The following is a 22022-nucleotide window of genomic DNA, read 5'->3' on the forward strand; positions in this document are numbered from 1 at the left end:
TGCTGACACGAGGAGCCCCCGGCCGGCTGGCCAGGGGCTCCTCCCGCATGCACCACGGTCAGACGACGTGGACCTCGGTCAGTCGACGCGGACCTCGGTCAGTCGACGTCGACCTCGGTCCACCCGTCGAAGCGCCCGATCTCCGTGACCCGCACGACGGCCTCACCGGCGTCGTCCGAGGCGTCGAGGTCGATCGTCGCCGAGAAGCCGAAGTCCTTGTCGCCCGCCGGATCCGCGAAGATCTGCCGCGCCCGCCACGTCCGCCCCTGCTCGGACAGGTCGAGGAACTGCATCGACCTGGCGTCGGCATCGATCCCGATGGTGTCGTGCTCGTCGTAGTACTCCTCGAGCATGAGGTCCCAGGCGGCGCGGTCGAAGCCGGCGGTGGCGTCGAGCTCGCCGAGACCGTCGATGTCGTCGTTCGCGGCGAGCAGCACCCGCTGGAACAGGGCGTTGCGCACGAGCACCCGGAACGCCCGGACGTTGCCGGTGAGCCGCGCGGGCTGGGGCGGCGCGATCTCCGCGTGCTCGGCCTCGGCGAGCGCCACGTCCCCGTTCATCAGGGCCTCCCACTCGTCGACCAGCGAGGAGTCGACCTGGCGCACGAGTTCCCCGAGCCACTCGATCAGGTCGTCGAGCTCCTGGGTGCGCTGCTCGTCCGCGATGGTCTGCCGCATCGTGCGGTAGGCGTCGGAGAGGTAGCGGAGCACGAGCCCCTCCGACCGGGTGAGCTGGTAGAACCGCACGAAGTCGCCGAAGGTCATCGCGCGCTCGTACATGTCGCGGACGACGGCCTTGGGCGACAGCGTGAAGTCGAGCACCCACGGCTGTTCGGCGGCGTAGGCCTCGTACGCGGCGGTCAGGAGTTCGTCGAGGGGCTTCGGGTGGGTCACTTCCTCGAGCAGTTCCATGCGCTCCTCGTACTCGATGCCCTCCTGCTTCATCCGTGCGACGGCCTCCCCGCGCTCCTTGAACTGCTGCTGCGACAGGATCGCGCGGGGGTCGTCCAGGGTGGCCTCGACGATGGACACCATGTCGAGCGCGTACGTCGGCGAGTCGGGGTCGAGGAGCTCGAACGCCGCCAGCGCGAACGGCGACAGGGGCTGGTTCAGGGCGAAGTTGGCCTGCAGGTCGACGGTCACACGGTAGGCGCCGTCCACCTTCTCGATCACCCGGGCGTTGATGAGCGTGCGGGCGATCGTCAGGGCGCGACGGGCCATGTCGAGCTGGCGGGAGCGCGGCTCGTGGTTGTCGAACACCAGCGAGCGGACGTCCTCGAACGCATCGCCACCGCGGCCCACGACGGCGAGCACCATCGCGTGCGTGATCCGCATCCGGGACACCATCGGCTCGGGCTCGGCGTTGATGAGCCGCTCGAAGGACGCCTGCCCCCAGGAGACGAAGCCCTCGGGTGCCTTCTTGCGCTTGATCTTGTTCTTCTTCTTCGGGTCGTCCCCGGCCTTCGCCACCGAGCGGGCGTTCTCGATCTCGTGCTCGGGTGCCTCGGCGACGACGTCGCCCTCGGTGTCGTACCCGGCACGGCCCGCACGTCCGGCGATCTGGTGGAACTCGCGCGCGGACAGCTGGCGCATCCGGGTGCCGTCGAACTTGGTCAGGCCCGTCAACAGCACCGAGCGGATCGGCACGTTGATGCCGACACCCAGGGTGTCCGTGCCGCAGATGACGGGGAGCAGTCCGCGTTGCGCCAGCTGTTCGACGAGCCGTCGGTACTTCGGGAGCATGCCCGCGTGGTGCACCCCGATGCCGGCGCGGATCAGGCGGGAGAGCGTCTGCCCGAACCCGGCGCTGAAGCGGAAGGTGGCGATGGCCTCTGCGATCTGGTCACGGCGTTCGCGCGAGGCGACCTTGGCGGACATGAGCGCCTGCGCGCGCTCGAGTGCGGCGGCCTGGGCGAAGTGCACGATGTAGACGGGCGCCTTGCCCTCTTCCAACAGGCGCTCGACGGTCTCCTGCACCGGCGTCATCACGTACTCGTACTCGAGCGGCACCGGGCGCGAGACACCGGTCACCCGCGCAGTGGGGCGGCCCGTGCGCCGCGAGAGGTCGTCCGCGATCGTGGTGACGTCCCCGAGCGTCGCCGACATGAGCAGGAACTGCGCACGCTCGAGCACGAGCAACGGGACCTGCCAGGCCCACCCGCGGTCGGCGTCGCCGTAGAAGTGGAACTCGTCCATGACCACGACGTCCACGTCCGCGTCGGGACCCTGCCGGAGCGCGAGGTTCGCGAGGATCTCCGCCGTGCAGCACACGATCGGGGCGTCCGCGTTGACGCTGGAGTCCCCCGTGACCATGCCGACGTTGTGGGCGCCGAACAGGTCAACGAGCTGGAAGAACTTCTCCGACACCAGGGCCTTGATCGGCGCGGTGTACCAGCTGCGCTTGCCCTCGGCGAGCGCCGCGAAGTGCGCGCCGGCCGCGACGAGCGACTTGCCGGTGCCGGTGGGCGTGCTGAGGACGACGTTCGCCCCGGACACCAGCTCGATGACGGCTTCGTCCTGCGCCGGGTAGAGCGGTCGCCTGCTCGACTCGGCCCAGTCGGCGAAGGCCTGGTAGACGGCGTCGGGGTCGACGACACCGCCGGGGGCCGCCGGCATCGCGGCGACGAGCGGAGCAGCAGTGGTGACGTCGGTCATGCACCCATCCTCCCAGCCCGGCACCGGCGGACGGTCGGGAGGCTCGACATCCGTGGACAGTCACCGCACCTTCCACAGATCCATGCAGCCGCATAGACTCGGGTTGTGCGTGAACTCGGCTTCCTGTCCTTCGTCCCCAACCACGGGGGCGCCGCCGGCGCGGCCGCCGCCCTGGAGGACGGCCTCCGCCTCTTCGAGACCGCCGAGCGGCTCGGGTACGGCACGGGGTGGGTCCGCGGTCGGCACTTCGAGCCGTTCCTGACGAGCCCGATGACGTTCTTCGCCGCCGCTGCGCAGCGGACCAGCACGATCGGCTTCGGCACCGCCGTCCTCGGGATGCGCTACGAGGACCCGGTCCGTCTCGCCGAGGACGCCAGCACGGTCGACCTGCTCAGCGGCGGTCGCGTGCAGCTCGGCATCAGCACGGGGATCGCCGGCTACGGCCCGATCCTCGACCCGGTGTTCGGCAGTGTCCAGCGGAGCTTCCGCGAGGAGGCCGAGGCTCGGGCAGCACGCCTCCTCGAGGTCCTCGACGGCCAGCCCCTCGGCACCTCGGGCAAGGGCTACGAGAGCATCCCGGAGGGCACCGACCTCACGCTGCAGCCGCTGAGCCCGGACCTCCGCGGCCGGGTCTGGTGGGGCGGCGGCAGCATGGGCACCGCGGTGCGCACGGCGGAGAAGGGGCTCCTGCTGCACTGCTCGACCCTCAACACCGAGGACACCGGCGAGCCCTTCGCCGTGGCACAGGCGGCGCAGATCGAGGCCTACCGCGCCCGCTTCGCCGAGCTCCAGGCGGCGGGCACACACGTCGGGCGCACCCCGAAGGTCGCAGTCGGACGCATCGTCGTCCCGCTGCTCGACGACCACGACCGCGAGGTCCACGAGGAGTTCCTCACCAGCTACGCCTCGGGCATGGACGACGAGGGGCGGCCCCTGTCCGGCACCCCGCCGTTCCGCTTCAGCAAGGTCGTTGCCGGCGAGCCCGCTGCGATCGTCGAGACCCTGCGCGCAGACCCGGCCGTCACCTCGACGGACGAACTCGTGATCACGCTGCCGGCCAACGGCGACGCCGCGTCGCACGAGCGGATCCTGACCGTGATCGCCGAGCAGATCGCGCCGCACCTGGTCCGCTGACGAGGACATCCGGCGGGAGCTCACTCGGGGTGGTGGGGCCCGGGGCCCCCCGCCGGATGACCATCTCGACCCTGATCCGCCCGAGATGGCATCCTCATCGTTCCACCTACCGTGCGGTTTGTCACAATCACGCGGTCCCGCTCCCAGGCAATCGTGATGAAGCGTCATGACTTTGTCCGAGAACGGCAGAAGTCGTCCAGGAACGGAACCGCGAGGACGCTGAACGACGATGCGCCCCCGCGAGAACGCAGGGGCGCATCTGACGCACCGGGACCGCCGGGGCTCCATCGGCCGGATCAGGAGGCCGCGTCGCTCACACGGCGATCCCTTGGCGGTGCGCGCGTCGACGGTAACCAGCCGCCTGACGCTGGCGTCCATGCTAGTGAATGGATCTGGAGATGGCACGGAAAACGGATGGGCGACTGCTCAGGAGCCTGCGAAGTGCCCCGACCGCCCGGCGGTACAGTCCTGCCATGACACGACGGGGTTCCTACGCGAAGGGCATCGCCAAGCGCGAGCAGATCCTCACCGTCGCGCTCGAACTCGTCGCCCGCCAGGGCTTCCGGCGCACCAGCATCCGGGACATCTCCGAAGCCGTCGGGCTCACACAGGCCGGACTCCTGCACTACTTCGAGTCCAAGGACGAGCTCTGGGTCGAGATCCTCCGGCGACGCGACGTCATCGACGACGCCACCGACTGGGACGCCGGGGACCCCGCCGAGCTCCTCGCCGCGATCGTCCGGCACAACGCCGAGGTGCCCGGCCTCGTGCAGATGTTCGTCAACCTGTCGGCCGCAGCGGCCACGGACCCGGAGCACCCCGCGCACGACTACTTCCGCGAGCGCTACGAGAAGTCCCGGCGGGTCCTGGCCGCCGACTTCCGCCGCATGCAGGAGGACGGACGACTCCGCACCGACGTCGACCCCGAGGAGCTCACGAGCGTCCTGCTCGCCGTCTCCGACGGCATGCAGATCCAGTGGCTCTTCGACCCGAGCCGCGACATGGCCGCGCACGTCGAGCTGGTCGCCCGACTGGCGATCGCCCAGGTCGCCGCTGCGTCCGCCTCCTGACGACCGGCCGGGAGGCCCGGCGCACCCTCGGCACAGCAGGGCACCGTCAGTACCTGGCTGCGTCCACCCCCGCACGGCAGGATGGGCGCACAGCAACTCGACGATGAGCGGAGGCGCGATGACTCGCGTAGTGGTGACCGGCGGCAGCGGCAAGCTCGGACGAGCGGTGGTGCGCGACCTCGACGAACACGGGTACGACGTCGTCCTGCTCGACCGGGTCCCGTCGCCCGACAAGCCCGAACGGGTGCAGTTCGTCCGCATCGACCTGACCGACTACGGGCAGGTGCTGAACGCCTTCATCGGAGTCGACGACCGCTACGACCACGTCGACGCGGTCGTGCACCTGGCCGCCGTGCCCGCTCCCGGGCAGGTGCCGGACGTGGCGCTCATCACGAACAACGTCACCGCGTCGATCAACGTGTTCCACGCCGCCCGCGCGGCGAAGATCCGGAACGTGGTGTGGGCGTCGAGCGAGACCCTGCTCGGCATCCCGATGGGCGAGCACCACCCGCCCTACCTCCCCGTCGACGAGGACTTCCCGGTTCGCCCGCAGTCCTCGTACTCCCTCGGCAAGGCCGTGGAGGAGGAGATGGCGCGGCACTTCACGCGCTGGGACCCGACGCTGAAGATGATCGGGCTGCGGTTCTCGAACGTCATGGACGAGACCGACTACCCGTCGTACCCGTGGGACGCGACGCCCGAGGCGAAGACCTTCAACCTGTGGTCCTACATCGACTCCCGCGACGGCGCCCAGGCCGTGCGCAAGGCCGTCGAGAGCGAGCTCACCGGCTTCGAGGCCTTCGTGATCGCCAGCCCGGACACGGTGATGGACACCCCGACCCTCGAGCTCGTCGAGCGCTTCGTGCCCGACATCGAGCGCCGCTCGGACATCGACGGCGTGAGCTCCCTGCTGTCGTCGGAGAAGGCCCGCGAACTGCTCGGCTACGACCCGCAGCACTCCTGGCGCGACCACCGCTCCTGAGCCCGGGTCAGGCCGGCGTCAGCAGCCCGTCGAGCACCAGGTCGCGCGCCGCGGGCAGCAGGTCCGCGGCGAGCGCCTGCTCGTCCACGCCGGTGATCTGCGCGAGCGCCCCGACGATCGCCGCCACGGACAGCTCCCCGTCGCAGGCCCCGACGAACGCGGCGAGCGCGGTGTCGGCGTCCACGCGACGACCGAAGCCGCCGCCCTGCACGAGCGTCATCACGGTCGGGTCGTCGTTGCCCGGCCAGTAGAAGCGCTCCTCGGTCACGTCGCCGGCGACGCGCAGGTGCGCCGACGCGAGCGCGACGTCGTCGTGCGCGGCCAGCCACTCAGCGGCGTCGAGGACCCGTGCCACCGTGGCTCCGAGGCCCGCGGGGTTGGACCCGAGCGTCTCAGGGACGCGCTCGAACCGCCGGAGCCCAGCCGGGCCTCCCGACCGTGGCTTCCGGACCACGACGTAGCCGAAGCCGACCCCGATGACCCGGCGTTCCTGGAAGTCGTCGAGCCAGGCGCCGACCAGCCGGTCGAACGTCGGCGTGCCGGGCTTGGTGCCGCCGTCGCGGATCCAGGTCTCGGCGTAGCGGTTCGGGTCCTGGCGCTCGCGCTCGACGACCCAGACGTCCAGGTCGGTGTCGGCGAACCACCCGCGGACGCGGTCCAGGCCGTCGACGCCCCAGTGGTGTTCCCAGTTGCCGAGGAGCTGCGCGGTGCCGCCGGGCTCCAGGTGGTCGGCGAGACCGCGGAGCACGGTCTCGACGAGCGCGTCGCCGACCATGCCGCCGTCGCGGTACTCGTAGGACGGCACACCCTCGGTGCGGGGCGTGATGACGAAGGGCGGGTTCGAGACGATGCGGTCGAAGCGCTCCCCCGCCACCGGCTCGAACAGCGAGCCGAGCCGGAACTCGATGCCGTCCAGGCCGTTCAGCTCCGCGTTGAAGCGGGCGATGTCGAGTGCGCGACGGGAGATGTCGGTCGCGACGACCTGGTCGGCGAAGCGTCGGGCGTGCATGGCCTGGATGCCGCAGCCGGTGCCGAGGTCGAGCACCCGGCGGACGGGCACGGGGACCTGCAGCCCGCTCAGCGTGGTGGTGGCCCCGCCGATGCCGAGTACGTGCTCCTCGTCGAGCGCGGCGCCGAGCGCGAGCTCCCCGAGGTCCGAGACGATCCACCAGCTGCCGGCACCCGCGTCGTCGACGAACGCGTACGGGCGCAGGTCCACCGCGGGTCGCACCTGGCCGGCGTCGTCGACCGTGTCCACGTCGGGGCCGTCGGTCTCCTCCACCCGGACGATCCCGGCGCGCACGAGCTCGTCGACGCCCACGGAGGGGAACGCTGCGTCGGCCGCTGTCCGCGCGACCGGCAGTCCGAGCACGAACAGCGTGGCCAGGGTGCCGAGCGGGGACGACTCCCGTGCGGCGAGGGCACGGAGCGCGGGCACCCTGTTGCCACGGTGGAGCGCAGCGGCGGCGTCCGCGCCCCAGAGCCCGTCGACCCCGTCGACGGTGAAGCCCGCGGACGTCAGGTCCGCGGCGAGCGCCGAGGTGATCGCCGGGTCGGCGACGACCTCGGGCAGCGTGTGCGTGCTCATGCGACCAGGTCCGACCGCATCAGCGCCGCGGGGACCTGCCACGCCATCACCAGGTCGAGCAGGCCCGGGAAGCGCTGCTGCACGTCCTCGACCCGCACGCGGCTGATCCGAGTCAGGCCTTCCAGGTGCTGCTCGAGGAGGCCTGCCTCACGCAGGACGCGGAAGTGGTGCGTCAGCGTGGACTTCGGTCGGTCGATGCCGACCCACCCGCAGGAGCGCTCACCACCGGCGGCGTCGACGAGGTACCGGTGCAGGATCGCGAGTCGGATCGGGTCCGACAGGGCATCCAGCACGACGGGGAGGTCCATCTCGGCCGGGGACGGCTGCGGCAGCCGTTCGGGGGCATCGACGCGCTCGGGCATGGACGGGACGCTACCAGGGTTCCCCTCCCAGTACGACTTGCGTCGTACAGCGGTCGTGCGGTACCAATGCGGTACGACCCGACTCGTACAACGAACGCTCGGACAAGGAAAGGGACCCACCATGCAGTCCACTCGCTCGGTCGCCGGGTTCTGGATCATCGCGGCGCTGCTGCTCGTGTCGCTGGCGTCCTCGGCCGTCCCGTCGCCGATCTACCCGGTGTACGCCGCCGAGTGGCACCTGACCCCGCTCATGCTCACAGCCGTGTTCGCGATCTACGTCGCCGGACTGCTGGCGAGCCTGCTCGTCGCCGGGCGGCTGTCCGACCACGTCGGGCGGAAGCCGGTGCTCGTGGCCGGTGGTATCGGGCTGGCCGTCTCGCTCGGGCTCTTCGCCGTCGCGGACGGCCTCGGGGCACTCATCCTCGACCGGGTGCTGCAGGGCGTCTCCGTCGGGCTGCTCATCGGCGCACTCGGTGCAGCGCTCATCGACAACTCGCTCGAGCGCCACCCCACCCTCGCCGGCGTCCTGAACGGAGCCGTCCCGCCGATCGCGCTCGCCACCGGCGCCCTGTCGAGCGGTGCCCTGGTCGAGTGGGGCCCAGCGCCCGAGCAGTTCGTCTACCTGCTGTTCGGCGTGCTCCTCGTGCTCATGCTCGTCGCGCTCGTCGTCGTCCCGGAGCAGGTCACCCGGCGTCCGGGAGCCCTGCGCTCCCTCCGCCCGACGATCGCCGTGCCGCGGTCCTCGCGTCGGCTGTTCCGCGGCGTCGCGGGCTCACTCGTGGCGAGCTGGGCACTCGGAGGCCTGTTCCTCTCGCTCGTGCCCTCGGCCCTCGGCGCGGTCTTCGGCATCGACAACCACTTCGCCGCCGGGGCGCTCATCGCCGTCGTCACCGGCGTCGGCGCCGCGACGGGCATCGCGATCCAGCGGCTCGACGCCCGCGTCGGGGTGCTCATCGGCCTGGTCGCGCTCATCCTCGGGCCGGTCGTCACGGTCGGCTTCGTGTTCGCGCACTCCCTGCCGGGGCTCGTCGTCGGCAGTGCGATCGCCGGTGTCGGCTTCGGCGCGGGGTTCCAGGCGCCGCTCCGGATGCTGCTCGCGACGGCCGCCCCGACGCACCGTGCCGGGCTGCTCTCGACGATCTACGTCGTCAGCTACCTGGCGTTCGGCGTGCCGGCCGTCATCGGGGGCCTGCTCGAACCGACGGTCGGCCTCGTGCCCGTCATCGCCGGGTACGGCGCGTTCATCGTCCTCGCCGCCGGCGTCGCCCTCGTGCTGCAGCTCGTGTCGAAGGACGCCGCCGTGGTCGAGGAGCACGCGTCCGAGGTCCTCGAGCGCACCGCGACCGGCTCGATCCGCACCGCCGCAGCAGCCGACTGACCCCGCACCGTGCGCGGTTCCTCGGATGGTGCGAGCTTGTCCGCCCCGTGCAGCCCCACAACCTCGCACCGAGTGGTCAACCCCGCACGACGCCGGACCGGGCACGATGCCCGGCCCCACACGACGCCGACCCACCCCGAGCGCTAGTGCCCGGGCCGCGCCTGTCGCCCCATGGTCCGGTGGGCGTCCTCGTGGGCAGCGTCGACGTCCGCCTTGTTGCGGTCGGCCATCCGGCGCAGCCACCGGGGCCCGCGTGCCTTCGCCCAGTCCCAGAACCGGTGGAGCTGCGCCCGGAGCCACGTGATGATCCGGTGGAAGAAGTGGAACTCGCTGGCCAGGATCGTCAGGCCGATGAACACCACGAGCCACCCGGGCCCCGGCAGCGGCACCAGGATCAGCCCGATGATGACGACGAGCCCGCCGACGATGCCGATCAGCACCTTCCAGAACAGGTGCACGTGCGGCCGGGCGTGGATCCAGGCGCGCATGTCGTGGAACCACCGGAACCGCTGCGGCCGTGCAGCATCCGCTGCGCTCGCAGTGGGGTGGTCCCGGTCCGCCTCCATGCGGGAACGGTAGGGCTCGCGGCTGAGAATCACCGGCGCAGCGGGTGACCGTCGCCTCCGTCGGGGACGGCGGCCGAGCCTCCGGACCGGGTCACGTCACCATGCGGCGGACGGGAGGCTCATCACGCGTGCGCGACGCAGGTCGCGGCCCACGGGACCGCCGCCAGCCGTGCCTCCGGGATCGGCTCGCCGCCGACGGCGCACGTCCCGTAGGTGCCCGCGTCGAGCCGGGCCAGCGCCGCGTCGACCAGCCCGATCCGGTTCCGGGCGTCGTCCCGCACCGGGCCGAGCGAGCCGCGTTCCCAGGCGAGCGTCGCGCCCTCGGGGTCGTGTTCGTCGTCCGTGTTCGCGCCGTCGCGGGCGTCGCTGACGTCCCGCATGCTCCGTTCGACGTCGGCCAGCAGCTTCTCGGACCGCGCCCGTTCGTCGGTCAGCGCCTGGCGCGGGTCGAACTCCATGGGGCCGACCGTAGTCGTGCGGAATGGCCACCCGTGCGGATGCGTTTGCATCGACATGACCAAGATCGGATTCCTGTCGTTCGGACACTGGGGCGACATGCCGGGGTCGAGGGTGCGCAGCGGTCGTGAGGCACTGGTGCAGGGCATCGACCTCGCGGTGGCTGCCGAGGAGGCCGGTGTGGACGGCGCGTACTTCCGCGTCCACCACTTCGCGCAGCAGCAGGCGGCCCCGTTCCCGCTCCTGTCCGCGATCGCCGCCCGGACCAGCCGCATCGAGATCGGCACCGGCGTGATCGACATGCGCTACGAGAACCCGCTCTACATGGCGGAGGAGGCGGCAGCGACCGACCTCATCTCCGGCGGCCGACTGCAGCTCGGCGTGAGCCGTGGGTCACCCGAGACCGCGCAGGCCGGGTACCAGTCCTTCGGCTACGTGCCCGAGGCCTCCGACCCGAACGGTGCCGACCTGGCCCGCGCGCACACGAGCGTCTTCCGTCGCGCGATCGCCGGCGAACCGATGGCGAACGCGAACCCGCAGATGACCGGGGCCGAGGGGTCGCTCCCGATCCTGCCGCTCTCCGACGGACTCGGCGACCGGATCTGGTGGGGCGCCGGCACCCGCGCCACCGCGGAGTGGACGGCCGAGCAGGGCATGAACCTGATGTCCTCGACCCTCCTCACCGAGGACACCGGCGTGCCGTTCGACGAGCTCCAGGCCGAGCAGATCGAGCGCTTCCGCCGAGTGTGGGCGGAGTCGGGCTGGGAGCGCACGCCCCGGGTCTCGGTGTCGCGCAGCATCATCCCGATCATCGACGACGAGTCGCAGCACTACTTCGGCCTCCGTGCGCAGGCCGAGGGCTCGGATCAGGTCGGGTACCTCGACGGCGGCCTCGCCCGGTTCGGCCGCTCGTACATCGGCTCGCCCGAGGACCTCGTCGCAGAGCTCGCCGCGGACGCCGCGGTGCGGGCTGCCGACACGGTGCTCGTCACGGTTCCGAACCAGCTCGGCGTCGACTTCAACGCCCGGCAGCTGGCCGCGGTCGCCGCGGTCATGCGCGAGGTGGACGCCGCACCCGTCCCCGCCTGAGCCACACCGGCCGCCTGTCCCCCTTCCTGCCGACACCCGGGTTGGGACTGGGGCAGGCGGCAGCGTCGTCATAGCGTCAGAGAGCACCTTCCACCCGTTCTCAGGAGCTCCCCGTGACGCTGCCGGCCGCAGGCTGGTTCCCGGACCCCCGGGAGTCCGCCCGTCTCCGTTGGTGGGACGGCCGTGCCTGGGGTGACGCCACGAGGCCGCTCCCGAGCCGCCCGGTCGAGGCGGTCCGGCCCATCGTGGTCACACCCACCGGCCCGGCCTTCTCGGTGCTGACGCGCCCGGTCGAGAGCCGCACGGTGGCCTACGGCGCCGGAGCCGCGCAGCGCTTCTGTGTGATGACGTGCCTGGCCGTCGTGCTGGCGGTCGTGTCCGTGGCGCTGAACCCCTGGGGTGCCTGCAGTGTGCTCGGGTTCGCGGCTGGGGTGGCCGGGCTCGTCCGCCCGAACGCGACCGGGGCGTGGCGTCCTGTGGCGCGGAGCCTGTCGGCCTCGGCGATGGTCGTGGCGCTGGCGACGGGCGTCGTCGCCGTGTCCCACATGTTCTGACGCGCCACGCCCGCGCCCGCGCTACCGCCGCGCCCGCGGGTGCGCCGTCTGGTACACGTCCCGCAGCATGTCCGCCGTCACCATCGTGTAGATCTGCGTCGTCGCGACGCTCGCGTGCCCCAGGAGCTCCTGCACCACGCGCACGTCCGCCCCGCCCTCGAGCAGGTGCGTCGCGAACGAGTGCCGGAACGTGTGCGGTGACACGTGCTCGGCGAGGTCGGCACCAGCGGCAGCCGCCTGGATCACGAGCCAGGCGCTCTGGCGGGACAGCCGCGCACCCCGGGCACCGAGGAACAGCGCCGGCGTCGAGCTACCCCGTGCGGCGAACAGCGGCCGGGCCCGCACCAGGTAGGCCTCGACCGCGGCCCGGGCGTAGCTGCCGAGCGGCACGATGCGCTGCTTGTTCCCCTTGCCGGTGACCCGCACCACGGAGACGTCGGTGTCGGCGTCCGCGGCGTCGTCGAGCCCGGACAGCGTCGTGACGTCGTCCACGGACAACCCGACGGCCTCGGTGATGCGCGCACCCGTGGCGTACAGGAGCTCGAGCAGCGCCCGGTCGCGGAGCTGCACGGGGTCGTCGCCCTCCACCGCTCCGAGGAGCCGTTCCATGTCGTGCACCGAGATCGCCTTCGGCAGCCGCATCGGGGCCTTCGGCGGTCGGACGGAGGCGCCGGGGTCGAGCGGCAGCCAGCTCTCCCCCGCAGCGAACGCGCTGAACGAGCGCACCGAGCTGAGCATCCGGGCGACGGACCGCGGCGCCAGTGGCACGGGCTCGCGTGTGGCCAGGTGCGTCACGAACCCGGCGAGGTCCGCCCGTGCGAGCCGCCCGACGTCGGTCACCACCGACGCACCGCCCGCTCGGTCAGCACCGGCCGACGACACCTCGGGCTGCATCGCGATCCACTCGGCGAACGTCGTCAGGTCGCGCCGGTAGGCGGACAGCGTGTGGTCGGAGAGTCCGCGTTCGATGGCGACGTGCCGCAGGTAGGTCTCGGTGGCACGGTCGAGCGGGATCACCCGACGAGGCTAGCGCCCACCCAGCCCATCAGCCGCGTTCGAGCGCGTCCACGGCGAGCGCCGCGACGATCAGGGCGGAGTTGTGGATGCGGCCCGCGAAGATGCCCTCGAGCACCTCGGCCCGGGGGACCCAGCGCACGACGATGTCGGCTTCCTCGGCCTCACGCTCGAAGGCCGACGACGTCGCCGTGACGCCCCGCGCGCGGAAGATCTCGATGAACTCGTTGCTGCCGCCGGACGAGGTGTTGTAGTGCACGAGCGGCTCCCACGTCTCCGCCTGCACGTCGGCCTCTTCGGCGAGCTCACGCTGCGCGGCGACGAGGTGGTCCTCCCCCGGCTTGTCGAGCAGCCCGGCCGGCAGCTCCCAGTCGCGCAGGTGCACGGGGTGCCGGTACTGCTGGATGACGAGCACGCGGCCCTCGTCGTCCTCGGCGTAGACCGCGACGGCGCCGGTGTGGTCGATGTACTCGCGCACCATGCCGTCGCCGTACGCCACGGTGTCGCGGCGGACGTTCCAGACGGCGCCCTCGTACACGAGCGCGGAGTCGGTCACGTCGAAGGATGCGGATTCGTCAGCGATGGGTGCGTCAGTCACACCCCCATCAAACCAGCGAGCGCCATGCACGCGACCACAGACGGACGGGAGGCTCGGTGCCAGCTGACACCGAGCCTCCCGTCCGTCACGTGGTGACGCGACTACGCGACCTGCTCCGACTCCGGGTCGAAGAGGCGGGATGCCTCGTTCCGCGCGATCGCGGCCTCGACGAGGCCCGCGAAGAGCGGGTGCGCGTTGTTCGGCCGCGAGCGCAGCTCGGGGTGCGCCTGCGTGCCGATGTAGAACGGGTGCTCCGCACGGTCCAGCTCGACGTACTCGACGAGCGTGCCGTCGGGCGAGGTGCCGGAGAACACCAGGCCAGCGTCGGCGATCTGCTGGCGGTACGTGTTGTTGACCTCGTAGCGGTGACGGTGCCGCTCGGACGCCTCGGGTGCTCCGTAGAGCGACGCGGCGAGTGAGCCCTCGGTGAAGTGGGCGGGGTAGAGGCCCAGGCGCATCGTGCCGCCGAGGTCGCCACCGGCGATGATGTCCACCTGCTCGGCCATCGTCGCGATGACGGGGGTTGAGGTCTCCGGGTCGAACTCGGAGCTCGAGGCGTCGACCAGGCCGGCCTCGTGCCGGGCGTACTCGATGACCATGCACTGCAGGCCGAGGCACAGGCCGAGCGTGGGGATCTGGTTCTCGCGCGCGAACTTCAGCGCACCGAGCTTGCCCTCGATCCCGCGCACGCCGAAGCCGCCGGGGACGCAGATGCCGTCGACGTCGCCGAGCTGCTTGGCGGCACCTTCGGGCGTGGTGCAGTCGTCGGACACGACCCACTTCAGCGTGACCTTGGCGTTGTGCGCGAAGCCACCGGCACGGAGCGCCTCGGTGACGGACAGGTAGGCGTCCGGCAGGTCGATGTACTTGCCGACCAGGGCGATGGTGACGTCCTTCTTCGGCTCGTGCACCGCGCGCAGCACCGGGTTCCACGAGGTCCAGTCCACGGCGCCGGCCTCGAGGTGCAGGGCGTCGACGATGACCTGGTCGAGGCCCTGGCTGTTGAGCAGCGTCGGCAGGTCGTAGATCGAGGGCACGTCCACGGCGTTCACCACGGCGTCCTCGTCTACGTCGCACATGAGCGCGATCTTGCGCTTGTTCGAGTCTGACACCGGGCGGTCCGAGCGGAGCACGAGGGCGTCGGGCTGGATGCCGATCGAGCGGAGCGCGGCGACGGAGTGCTGCGTCGGCTTCGTCTTCTGCTCACCGGAGGCGTTCATGAACGGCACCAGCGACACGTGCACGAAGAACACGTTGTTGCGGCCGAGCTCGTGACGCACCTGACGCGCGGACTCGAGGAACGGCTGGGACTCGATGTCGCCGACGGTGCCACCGACCTCGGTGATGATGACGTCGGGCTGCGGGTCGTTCCCCGCCTGCTCGCGCATCCGACGCTTGATCTCGTCGGTGATGTGCGGGATGACCTGCACCGTGTCGCCGAGGTACTCGCCGCGGCGCTCCTTGGCGATGACCGTCGAGTACACCTGCCCGGTCGTGACGTTCGCCGACTGCGACAGGTTGATGTCGAGGAAGCGTTCGTAGTGCCCGATGTCGAGGTCCGTCTCGGCGCCGTCGTCGGTCACGAAGACCTCGCCGTGCTGGAACGGGTTCATGGTGCCCGGGTCCACGTTGAGGTACGGGTCGAGCTTCTGCATGACGACCTTGAGGCCGCGAGCCGTGAGGAGGTTGCCGAGGCTGGCCGCCGTCAGGCCCTTGCCGAGAGACGAGACGACCCCGCCGGTCACGAAGATCTGCTTCGTCACCTTCGGGGTCGGGATGCTTGCCTGGGTACCGCTGCTGAGAGTGTCCGCCACGGGGTTCCATCGTACGTCAGAAGTGCCGGGAGGCGCGACTCGCGTTCGCCGGGCGCGTCTCGCCGTGGTCAGGCGGAGCGGCCCGCCACCTCGAGCAGTTCGCGGGCGTGCTCCATGCCGCTGGCGCTGTCGCCGAGGCCGGAGAGCAGCCTGGCCATCTCCTGCAGCCGGTCGTCGCCCTCGAGGCGCCGCACGCTCGACGACGTCACCGCGCCGCTGGCGTCCTTCACGACGTTGAGGTGGTTGTTCGCGAACGCCGCGACCTGGGCCAGGTGCGTGACGACGATGACCTGCGTGCGTTCGGCGAGCGCTGCCAGTCGACGACCGATCTCGATCGCGGCGGCACCACCGACGCCGGCGTCCACCTCGTCGAACACGAAGGTCGGCACCGTCGTGCTGCCGGCCATGACGACCTCGATCGCGAGCATCACGCGGGAGAGCTCGCCGCCGGACGCACCCTTGCCGATCGGTCGCGGGTCGGTGCCCGAGTGCGGCTGGAGCAGGATCGCGACCTGGTCTCGGCCGTGGCGTCGGTACTCGCCGGCGTCGGTGACCTCGACCACCAGGGTCGCGCCGCCCATCGCCAGCGTCTTCAACTCGGCGGTGACGCGCTTGGCCAGGTCGGTCGCGGCCTTCGAGCGCGCCGAGGTGAGCGCAGACGCCGCCGCCGCGAGGGACTGCTCGTCCTGCTCGACGGCCTGCTGCAGGGCGACGATGCGGTCGTCGTCACCATCGAGTTCGAGCAGCCGGTTCGAGGCCCGCTCGCCGAACGCGATGACGTCGTCGACGGTCTCGCCGTACTTCCGCGCCAGGGCGGACAGGACCGCGCGGCGCTCGTTGATGAGTTCGAGGTCGTGGCCGGCTTCGGGCTCGAGCGAACCGAGGTAGCTCGACAGGCTGGCCGAGGCCTCGCTCGCCTGGATCCCGAGTTCGGTGAGCTGCTCGAGGACGGGCTGCAGGGTGCTGTCGGCGTTCACGACCCGTTCGACGGCGCGACGGGCGGCTTCGACGAGGCCGATCACGTCCGCGACGCCGTCCAGGGACTCGGACGAGATGGACTCGTGCGCCAGGCCCGCTGAGAGTCGGAGCTCCTCGAGGTTGCCGAGTCGCTCTGCGCGTTCCGCGAGCTCGGCGTCCTCGCCGGGCTGGGGTGCTGCGGCCTCGATCTCGTCAGAGGCCGCGCGCAACCGAGCGGCCTCGGCGAGCCGGTCGTCGCGGTCTCGCGTCAGGGTCTCGAGTTCGGCGGCGTGCTCCTGCCAGGCGTCGTACGCGGTGACGTACTTCCGCAGCGCCTTCTCGACCGTGGCGCCGCCGAAGCCGTCGAGCGCCGCGCGCTGTGCGGTGGACGACGTCAGGCGGATCTGGTCGGACTGCCCGTGGACGGTGACGAGCTGGTCCGCGAGTTCCCCGAGGACGGCGACAGGGGCGCTCCGGCCACCGACCGTGGCGCGGCTGCGACCTTCGGCCGAGACGGTGCGGGTGAGGATCAGCTCGCCGTCCTCCAACGCGCCGCCGGCGTCCTCGACGCGGTCGGCGACCGTGGCGTGGTCCGGCACGTGCCAGCGGCCCTCGACGACGGCGCTCGAGGCACCACGGCGGACGGAACCGGCGTCGGCGCGCGCGCCGAGCAGCAGCCCGAGGGCCGTGACGATCATGGTCTTGCCGGCGCCGGTCTCCCCCGTGACGACGGTGAAGCCGGGGCCGAGCTCGAGGGTGGCCTCGCCGATCACGCCGAGGTCGGCGATGGAGATCTCCTCGATCACCGGTCGCCCCCGGTCTCCTCGTCGTCGTGCTGCGGGCCGCGCCAACCCGCGACCGGGAGCTGGAACTTCGCCACGAGGCGGTCGGTGAAGGGGGCGTCCTTGAGGCGTGCGACCCGAACGGGCTCCGGCGAGCGACGGACCTCGACGCGGGCTCCCGGGGGGAGGTCGTGCGTCCGTCGGCCGTCGCACCACAGCACGCCGACACCGCTCGTGCGGCGGAGGACCTCGATCGCCAGGACACAGTCCGGCCCGACGACGATCGGCCGGGAGAACAGCGCGTGGGCGCTCAGCGGCACCATGAGGATGGCGTCGACGTTCGGCCAGACGATGGGGCCGCCGCCCGAGAACGAGTAGGCGGTGGAGCCGGTCGGGGTGGAGACCACGACGCCGTCGCAGCCGAAGGACGACAGCGGACGACCGTCGACCTCGGTGACGACCTCGAGCATGCGCTCGCGGGAGGCCTTCTCGATGGTGGCCTCGTTGAGGGCCCACGACGAGTAGACGACCTCGTTGCCGACGACCACGTCGACCTGCAGTGCCACGCGCTCCTCGACGTTGTAGTCGCCGGAAAGTGCGCGCTGCACGGTCTCACCGAGGCCGTCCCGCTCGCTCTCGGCGAGGAACCCGACGTGGCCCAGGTTGACGCCGACCAGCGGCGCGTGGGTGCCCCGTGCGAGTTCCGCGGCGCGCAGGATCGTGCCGTCGCCGCCGAGGACGATGACGATCTCGAGGTCCTCGAGCTGGACGTCCACGCCGAGGATGTCGACCTTGCCCACCGAGGCCTCGGCCCGGCGGATGTCGGCGTACTCGTCGAAGGGCATCACCGGGGTGACACCGGCCGCGTGCAGCAGGTCGCAGACCTCGACCGCGGCGTCGATCGAGTCCCGACGACCCGTGTGCGACACGAGCAGGATGTGCCGTTCGTCGCTCATGGGGTTCCTTCCGCCAGTTCCGTGGCTCGGTCGATCCATTCTGTCGGATTGGACCCTGCGCCCCGCTGGAGACGCGCGACGTACTCGTGGTTGCCGTGGGTGCCGAGGATCGGCGAGGCCGCGATGCCGGCGGTCCCGAAGCCGAGGTCCCACGCGGCCCACAGCACGTTCATCAGCGCGTCGTTGCGGAGGTCGGCGTCGTGCACGATGCCCTCACGGACACCGCCGCGACCGACCTCGAACTGCGGCTTGATGAGCAGGACGTACTCGTCCGCCGGCACGGCCTCGACGAGTGCGGGCAGGACGATCCGCAGGCTGATGAAGGAGAGGTCCCCGACGACCAGGCTGGTCTCTCCGGCGACGGGGTCGAGTGCCAGGTAGTCGGCGGCCGTCAGGTTCCTGGCGTTGACGCCCTCGACCACGGTGACGCGGTCGTCGAGCCCCACGACCGGGTCGAGCTGCCCGTGCCCGACGTCGAGCGCGACCACACGTCGTGCTCCGCGGGCCAGGAGCACCTGCGTGAAGCCGCCCGTGCTCGCGCCGACGTCCAGCGCGACGCGACCCGACGGGTCCACGCCGAAGGTGTCGAGCGCGCCGACGAGCTTGAGCGCCGCACGCGACACCCACTCGTCGCCGGCGTCGACCACGATCCGGGTGTCCGCGGTGACCGGCGTCGATGCCTTGACGACCGGAGCGCCGTCCACGCTGACACGGCCGTCCAGGATGAGCTTCGCGGCAGCGGTGCGTGACTTCGCGAGGCCGCGTGCGGCGACGGCGGCGTCGAGCCGGACCGGCGCGAGCGACGGCTGCTCGACCGTGCCCGCGGCACCGTCGGTCTGCACCGAGTCCGGGGCCGTCATGTCGGGGTCAGGCACTCGCGGTGCCACCGGTCTCGAGCCGCGTGCGCAGCTCGTCGTGCAGGCCGGCGAAGACGTCGGCACGCTCGGTCAGCGGGAGTTCCTCGGCCGCTCGGGCGCGCTCGGCGATGTCGCTGGGCTGCTCCTGCTGGTCGACTGGCACGTCGGACACGCTACTCGCCGCCGTACAGCTGCGGGTCCACGTCGAGGCCGTAGATGGCCAGGCCGGAGTCCCAGATCGCCGTCGCCCCGGCGCGCAGCAGGTCCATCGCGTCGGACCCCGCCTGCTCGACCCGGACGACGTTCCGCTGCATCCGCACGGTGGCGTCGCCGACGCTGACGTAGCGGGTGCCGTCGTCAGCCGTGTGCCGGTGCGTCACGGGGTACGGCGCCGAGAGCCCACGGAGGTCCTGCAGCACGTAGGTCGGGCGGGAGCGCTCGTCGGCCGCCAGCACCTGCTTGGCCTGGTCGATCCCGGTCAGCACGAGCACGCTCGGGATGCCGGCGTCGTTGGCGCCCTTGATGTCGGTGTCGAGTCGGTCACCGATGAACAGCGGGTGCTCGCCGCCGAACCGTGCCAGGGCCGCGTCGAAGATCGGTCGTTCGGGCTTGCCCGCCACGACCGGCATCCGACCGACTGCCTGGTGCACGGCGGCGACCAGCGTGCCGTTGCCGGGCGCGATGCCGCGCTCCACCGGGATCGACCAGTCCATGTTCGTCGCGACCCAGGGGATCTGCGGGTCCGCGAGGGCGAACGAGGCCTCGGCGAGCTGCGTCCACCCGAGGTCCGGTGAGAACCCCTGGATGACGCCTGCCGGTGCGTCGTCAGCGCTCGCGGTCACGGTGAAGCCCGCCTGCTCGACGATGCTGGTCAGTCCGATGCCGCCGATGACCAGGACCGTGGAGCCCGCTGGCACCAGGGTCTCGAGGAGCCGCACGCCGGCCTGCGACGACGTGACGACGTCGTCCGGCCCCACCTGCAGCCCGTAGCCCTCGAGGTGCTCGGCGACGTCGGACGGCCGCCGCGAGGCGTTGTTCGTGATGTAGCCCACGCGTGCGGTGCGCGACGCCTGGGTCAGGGCCTCCACCGCGTGCGGGATGGCGTTGCGGCCGCGGTAGACGACGCCGTCGAGGTCGGTGAGGACCACGTCGACGCCGTCCGTCGGCGGACGCGGGGTGTCAGTCGGCTGCGGACCCGTCGACGTCGCGGGGGTTGTCGTCGTCGATCTCGCCGAGGTCGTCGTCGGGCTCGTCGTCGAGGTCGTCGTCGGAGCCGGGGTCCCCGAGGGGCGAGAGCTGGTCGGGCTCGCCGGGTTCGTCGAGGTCTCCCGGCTGCTCGAGCTCGTCGGTGTCTCCGGGCTGTTCGAGCTCGTCAGCGGGCTCGTCGACTTCGAACGTTTCCTCGACCACATCAACTGTCTCCCAAGAGTCTTCGTCGGCGACTTCGGCGAGGGCCTCTGCCGCACGATCGACACGGGCCCACCACTCGTCGGCCTCGTCCTGGCGGCCGAGCTCCTCGAGCGTGGCCGCGTAAGCACTGTAGAGCGCGGGCGACCAGGTGTACGCCGTCGACGGGTCGAGCTGTGGAATCTCCAGCTCACCGAGGGCGGCTGTGGGATTCCCGAGGTCGAGGCGTGCACCGGACATCGCGATCGCGAGTTCCACCTGCACGCCGGGCTCGAGTGCCGCGCGCTCCACCGACCGGCCGAGCTCGAGAGCCCGCTCCGGACGGCCGAGACCGCGCTCGCAGTCCACCATCATCGGGAGCTGGTCGTTGCGCCCGGAGATGCGTCGGTAGGTGCGCAGCTCACGGAGCGCGGTGCTGAAGTCGCCGAGGCGGTAGGCGGTGATCGCTGCGGTCTCCCGGACGACCGCGACACGACCGGCACGACGGGCAGCGCTGAGGGCGTGCTGGTTCGCGAGCTCCGGGTCGTCGTCGATGAACATGGCCGCGGTGACCAGGTGACGGGCAACCCACTCGGCGTTGTCCTTGCTGAGGGTCTTCAGCTCCGTCCGAGCCTGCGGGTGCAGGTCGCGGGCCTGGACCTCCTCGGGGATCTCCGGGTCCTCGTGCCGCGGGCGGATCGAGCGGGTGCCGTACGGGTCGCGGTCTTCCCAGTCGTCGCGCGCGGCCTCGCCGAAACGAGCACCGGGCGCACGAGAGCCGTCGCCGAAGCGCTTACGGTCGTCGCCGCCGCGCGTGCTGAACTGGCCTCGGCCCTGGCTGTCCCCGTCACGACGCGGACGGTCGGAGTTGAACGGACGATCCCCATCACGACGCGGACGATCCGAGTTGAACGGACGATCCCCATCACGACGCGGCCGATCCGAGTTGAACGGACGATCCCCATCACGACGCGGCCGATCCGAGTTGAACGGCCGATCCCCATCACGACGCGGACGATCCGAGTTGAACGGACGATCCCCATCACGACGCGGACGGTCGGAGTTGAACGGACGATCCCCGTCACGACGCGGACGATCCGAGTTGAACGGACGATCCCCGTCACGACGCGGACGGTCGGAGTTGAACGGACGATCCCCGTCACGACGCGGACGATCCGAGTTGAACGGACGATCCCCGTCACGACGCGGCCGATCGGATCCCGACGGACGGTCCGATCGCGGGCCACCCGACCGAGGCGGGCGGCCAGCATCATCCCGGTCTCCACGCCATGCCGGCCGGTCGGAGCGCTGTCCGCCGTCCCGGAAACCACGGCCGGGAGCGCTGTCGCGCGCCGGTCGGTCGCCGTCACGCGCAGGACGGTCACGTCGGTCGCCCTCGCGGCGCTCGAACTCACGGGGCCCGGACGACCAGCCACCACGGCCACCGCCCTGGCCGTCACGACGGGGGGCTCCGTCACGACGGGGAGCGCCATCACGACGGGGGGCACCGTCGCCCCGAGGAGCGCTGTCCCCATCGCGACGCGGACGTTCCCCGCGCTCGTCGTCGCGGTCGTTCCGCCGTTCGTCGTCGTTCGCCACCGTTGCTCCTCATGCGTGCCGGAGCTGCTGCGCCGGCGGTCGTCCGCTGTGTCGTTGTGTGCGCCCTGCGTGACGCTGTGCCGTCCCAGTCCATCACGGACCGGGCGGCACGTCGAGTCAGGCTCGGGCGCGGAAAACAGAAATGGCCACCGGCCTTCCACGAGAACGAGGGTGTCCCCTGCGAGTTCTCGATGGAGGGCCGATGGCCACATCTTTTCTTACGTTG

The 22022-nt window shown here is 71.4% G+C and carries 21 protein-coding genes; 6 read left to right on the forward strand and 15 right to left on the reverse strand.

What is annotated here, in order from left to right; genetic code table 11:
• Window positions 1-98: 98 nt before the first annotated feature.
• Window positions 99-2654 (reverse strand): DEAD/DEAH box helicase, encoded by a 2556-nt coding sequence (locus OXR63_RS09830; protein WP_374116108.1) that lies wholly within the window; start codon window positions 2652-2654, stop codon window positions 99-101.
• Window positions 2655-2759: 105 nt separating this feature from the next.
• On the opposite strand from OXR63_RS09830, the gene OXR63_RS09835 reads away from it, so the two are divergent.
• The 3 genes from OXR63_RS09835 to OXR63_RS09845 all read left to right on the forward strand — a co-directional run bounded on the left by OXR63_RS09835 (window position 2760) and on the right by OXR63_RS09845 (window position 5840).
• Window positions 2760-3788: an LLM class flavin-dependent oxidoreductase gene (locus OXR63_RS09835; RefSeq protein WP_267422414.1), complete on the forward strand. Its 1029-nt coding sequence runs from the start codon at window positions 2760-2762 to the stop codon at window positions 3786-3788.
• Between the two features lie 473 nt (window positions 3789-4261).
• Window positions 4262-4858, forward strand: coding sequence for a TetR/AcrR family transcriptional regulator (locus tag OXR63_RS09840; RefSeq protein ID WP_267422416.1), 597 nt, complete (start codon window positions 4262-4264; stop codon window positions 4856-4858).
• A gap of 118 nt (window positions 4859-4976) precedes the next feature.
• Complete coding sequence (locus OXR63_RS09845; protein ID WP_267422418.1) at window positions 4977-5840, forward strand: NAD-dependent epimerase/dehydratase family protein; 864 nt, start codon at window positions 4977-4979, stop codon at window positions 5838-5840.
• Window positions 5841-5847: 7 nt separating this feature from the next.
• On the opposite strand, the gene OXR63_RS09850 is transcribed toward OXR63_RS09845, so the two are convergent.
• Both OXR63_RS09850 and OXR63_RS09855 read right to left on the reverse strand, forming a co-directional pair.
• Window positions 5848-7428, reverse strand: coding sequence for a DUF7059 domain-containing protein (locus tag OXR63_RS09850; protein WP_267422420.1), 1581 nt, complete (start codon window positions 7426-7428; stop codon window positions 5848-5850).
• On the reverse strand, window positions 7425-7790 hold the full coding sequence (locus OXR63_RS09855; RefSeq protein WP_267422422.1) for an ArsR/SmtB family transcription factor: 366 nt from the start codon (window positions 7788-7790) through the stop codon (window positions 7425-7427). Before OXR63_RS09855 ends, OXR63_RS09850 begins: the two co-directional genes overlap by 4 nt.
• A gap of 121 nt (window positions 7791-7911) precedes the next feature.
• Here OXR63_RS09855 and OXR63_RS09860 point away from each other — a divergent pair, with 121 nt between their 5' ends.
• Window positions 7912-9168 (forward strand): MFS transporter, encoded by a 1257-nt coding sequence (locus OXR63_RS09860; RefSeq protein WP_267422424.1) that lies wholly within the window; start codon window positions 7912-7914, stop codon window positions 9166-9168.
• A 143-nt stretch (window positions 9169-9311) separates the two neighbouring features.
• Here the strand turns inward: OXR63_RS09860 and OXR63_RS09865 are convergent, their stop codons facing one another.
• Entirely contained in the window at window positions 9312-9734 is a 423-nt protein-coding gene (locus tag OXR63_RS09865; RefSeq protein WP_267422426.1) for a TIGR02611 family protein, read from the reverse strand.
• 122 nt (window positions 9735-9856) lie between these two features.
• Window positions 9857-10192, reverse strand: a complete 336-nt coding sequence (locus OXR63_RS09870) for a TraR/DksA family transcriptional regulator (protein ID WP_267422427.1) — start codon at window positions 10190-10192, stop codon at window positions 9857-9859.
• 55 nt (window positions 10193-10247) lie between these two features.
• On the opposite strand from OXR63_RS09870, the gene OXR63_RS09875 reads away from it, so the two are divergent.
• Together OXR63_RS09875 and OXR63_RS09880 are read left to right on the forward strand one after the other, a co-directional pair.
• A complete protein-coding gene (locus OXR63_RS09875) occupies window positions 10248-11279 on the forward strand; it encodes an LLM class flavin-dependent oxidoreductase (protein ID WP_267422428.1) in 1032 nt (343 codons plus the stop codon).
• 113 nt (window positions 11280-11392) lie between these two features.
• Complete coding sequence (locus tag OXR63_RS09880; protein WP_267422430.1) at window positions 11393-11833, forward strand: DUF2510 domain-containing protein; 441 nt, start codon at window positions 11393-11395, stop codon at window positions 11831-11833.
• Between the two features lie 21 nt (window positions 11834-11854).
• On the opposite strand, the gene OXR63_RS09885 is transcribed toward OXR63_RS09880, so the two are convergent.
• The 10 genes from OXR63_RS09885 to OXR63_RS09930 form a co-directional block, all read right to left on the reverse strand.
• A complete protein-coding gene (locus tag OXR63_RS09885; RefSeq protein ID WP_267422448.1) occupies window positions 11855-12847 on the reverse strand; it encodes a site-specific tyrosine recombinase XerD in 993 nt (330 codons plus the stop codon).
• A gap of 31 nt (window positions 12848-12878) precedes the next feature.
• On the reverse strand, window positions 12879-13445 hold the full coding sequence (locus OXR63_RS09890) for an NUDIX domain-containing protein (protein WP_267422432.1): 567 nt from the start codon (window positions 13443-13445) through the stop codon (window positions 12879-12881).
• A 101-nt stretch (window positions 13446-13546) separates the two neighbouring features.
• Window positions 13547-15259: a CTP synthase gene (locus tag OXR63_RS09895; RefSeq protein ID WP_374116109.1), complete on the reverse strand. Its 1713-nt coding sequence runs from the start codon at window positions 15257-15259 to the stop codon at window positions 13547-13549.
• A gap of 68 nt (window positions 15260-15327) precedes the next feature.
• Entirely contained in the window at window positions 15328-17022 is a 1695-nt protein-coding gene (recN, locus tag OXR63_RS09900; RefSeq protein ID WP_267422434.1) for a DNA repair protein RecN, read from the reverse strand.
• Window positions 17019-17954 carry an NAD kinase gene (locus tag OXR63_RS09905; protein WP_194628183.1) on the reverse strand — a complete coding sequence of 312 codons (936 nt, stop codon included), beginning with the start codon at window positions 17952-17954 and terminating at the stop codon, window positions 17019-17021. The genes recN and OXR63_RS09905 overlap by 4 nt, the downstream gene beginning before the upstream one ends.
• Window positions 17951-18829 carry a TlyA family RNA methyltransferase gene (locus OXR63_RS09910; protein ID WP_267422437.1) on the reverse strand — a complete coding sequence of 293 codons (879 nt, stop codon included), beginning with the start codon at window positions 18827-18829 and terminating at the stop codon, window positions 17951-17953. Before OXR63_RS09910 ends, OXR63_RS09905 begins: the two co-directional genes overlap by 4 nt.
• Window positions 18822-18974, reverse strand: a complete 153-nt coding sequence (locus OXR63_RS09915; protein ID WP_267422438.1) for a hypothetical protein — start codon at window positions 18972-18974, stop codon at window positions 18822-18824. The genes OXR63_RS09910 and OXR63_RS09915 overlap by 8 nt, the downstream gene beginning before the upstream one ends.
• Window positions 18975-18984: 10 nt before the next feature.
• The gene (locus OXR63_RS09920) at window positions 18985-19959 is read right to left on the reverse strand and encodes an HAD-IIA family hydrolase (protein ID WP_267422440.1); all 975 of its coding nucleotides are present in this window, start codon (window positions 19957-19959) and stop codon (window positions 18985-18987) included.
• 31 nt (window positions 19960-19990) lie between these two features.
• A complete protein-coding gene (locus OXR63_RS09925; RefSeq protein ID WP_267422442.1) occupies window positions 19991-20758 on the reverse strand; it encodes a hypothetical protein in 768 nt (255 codons plus the stop codon).
• A 56-nt stretch (window positions 20759-20814) separates the two neighbouring features.
• The gene (locus tag OXR63_RS09930) at window positions 20815-21399 is read right to left on the reverse strand and encodes a hypothetical protein (protein ID WP_267422444.1); all 585 of its coding nucleotides are present in this window, start codon (window positions 21397-21399) and stop codon (window positions 20815-20817) included.
• Between the last annotated feature and the right edge of the window lie 623 nt (window positions 21400-22022).

The organism is Curtobacterium sp. GC_Cur_3 (assembly GCF_026544205.1).
GTDB lineage: Bacteria > Actinomycetota > Actinomycetes > Actinomycetales > Microbacteriaceae > Curtobacterium.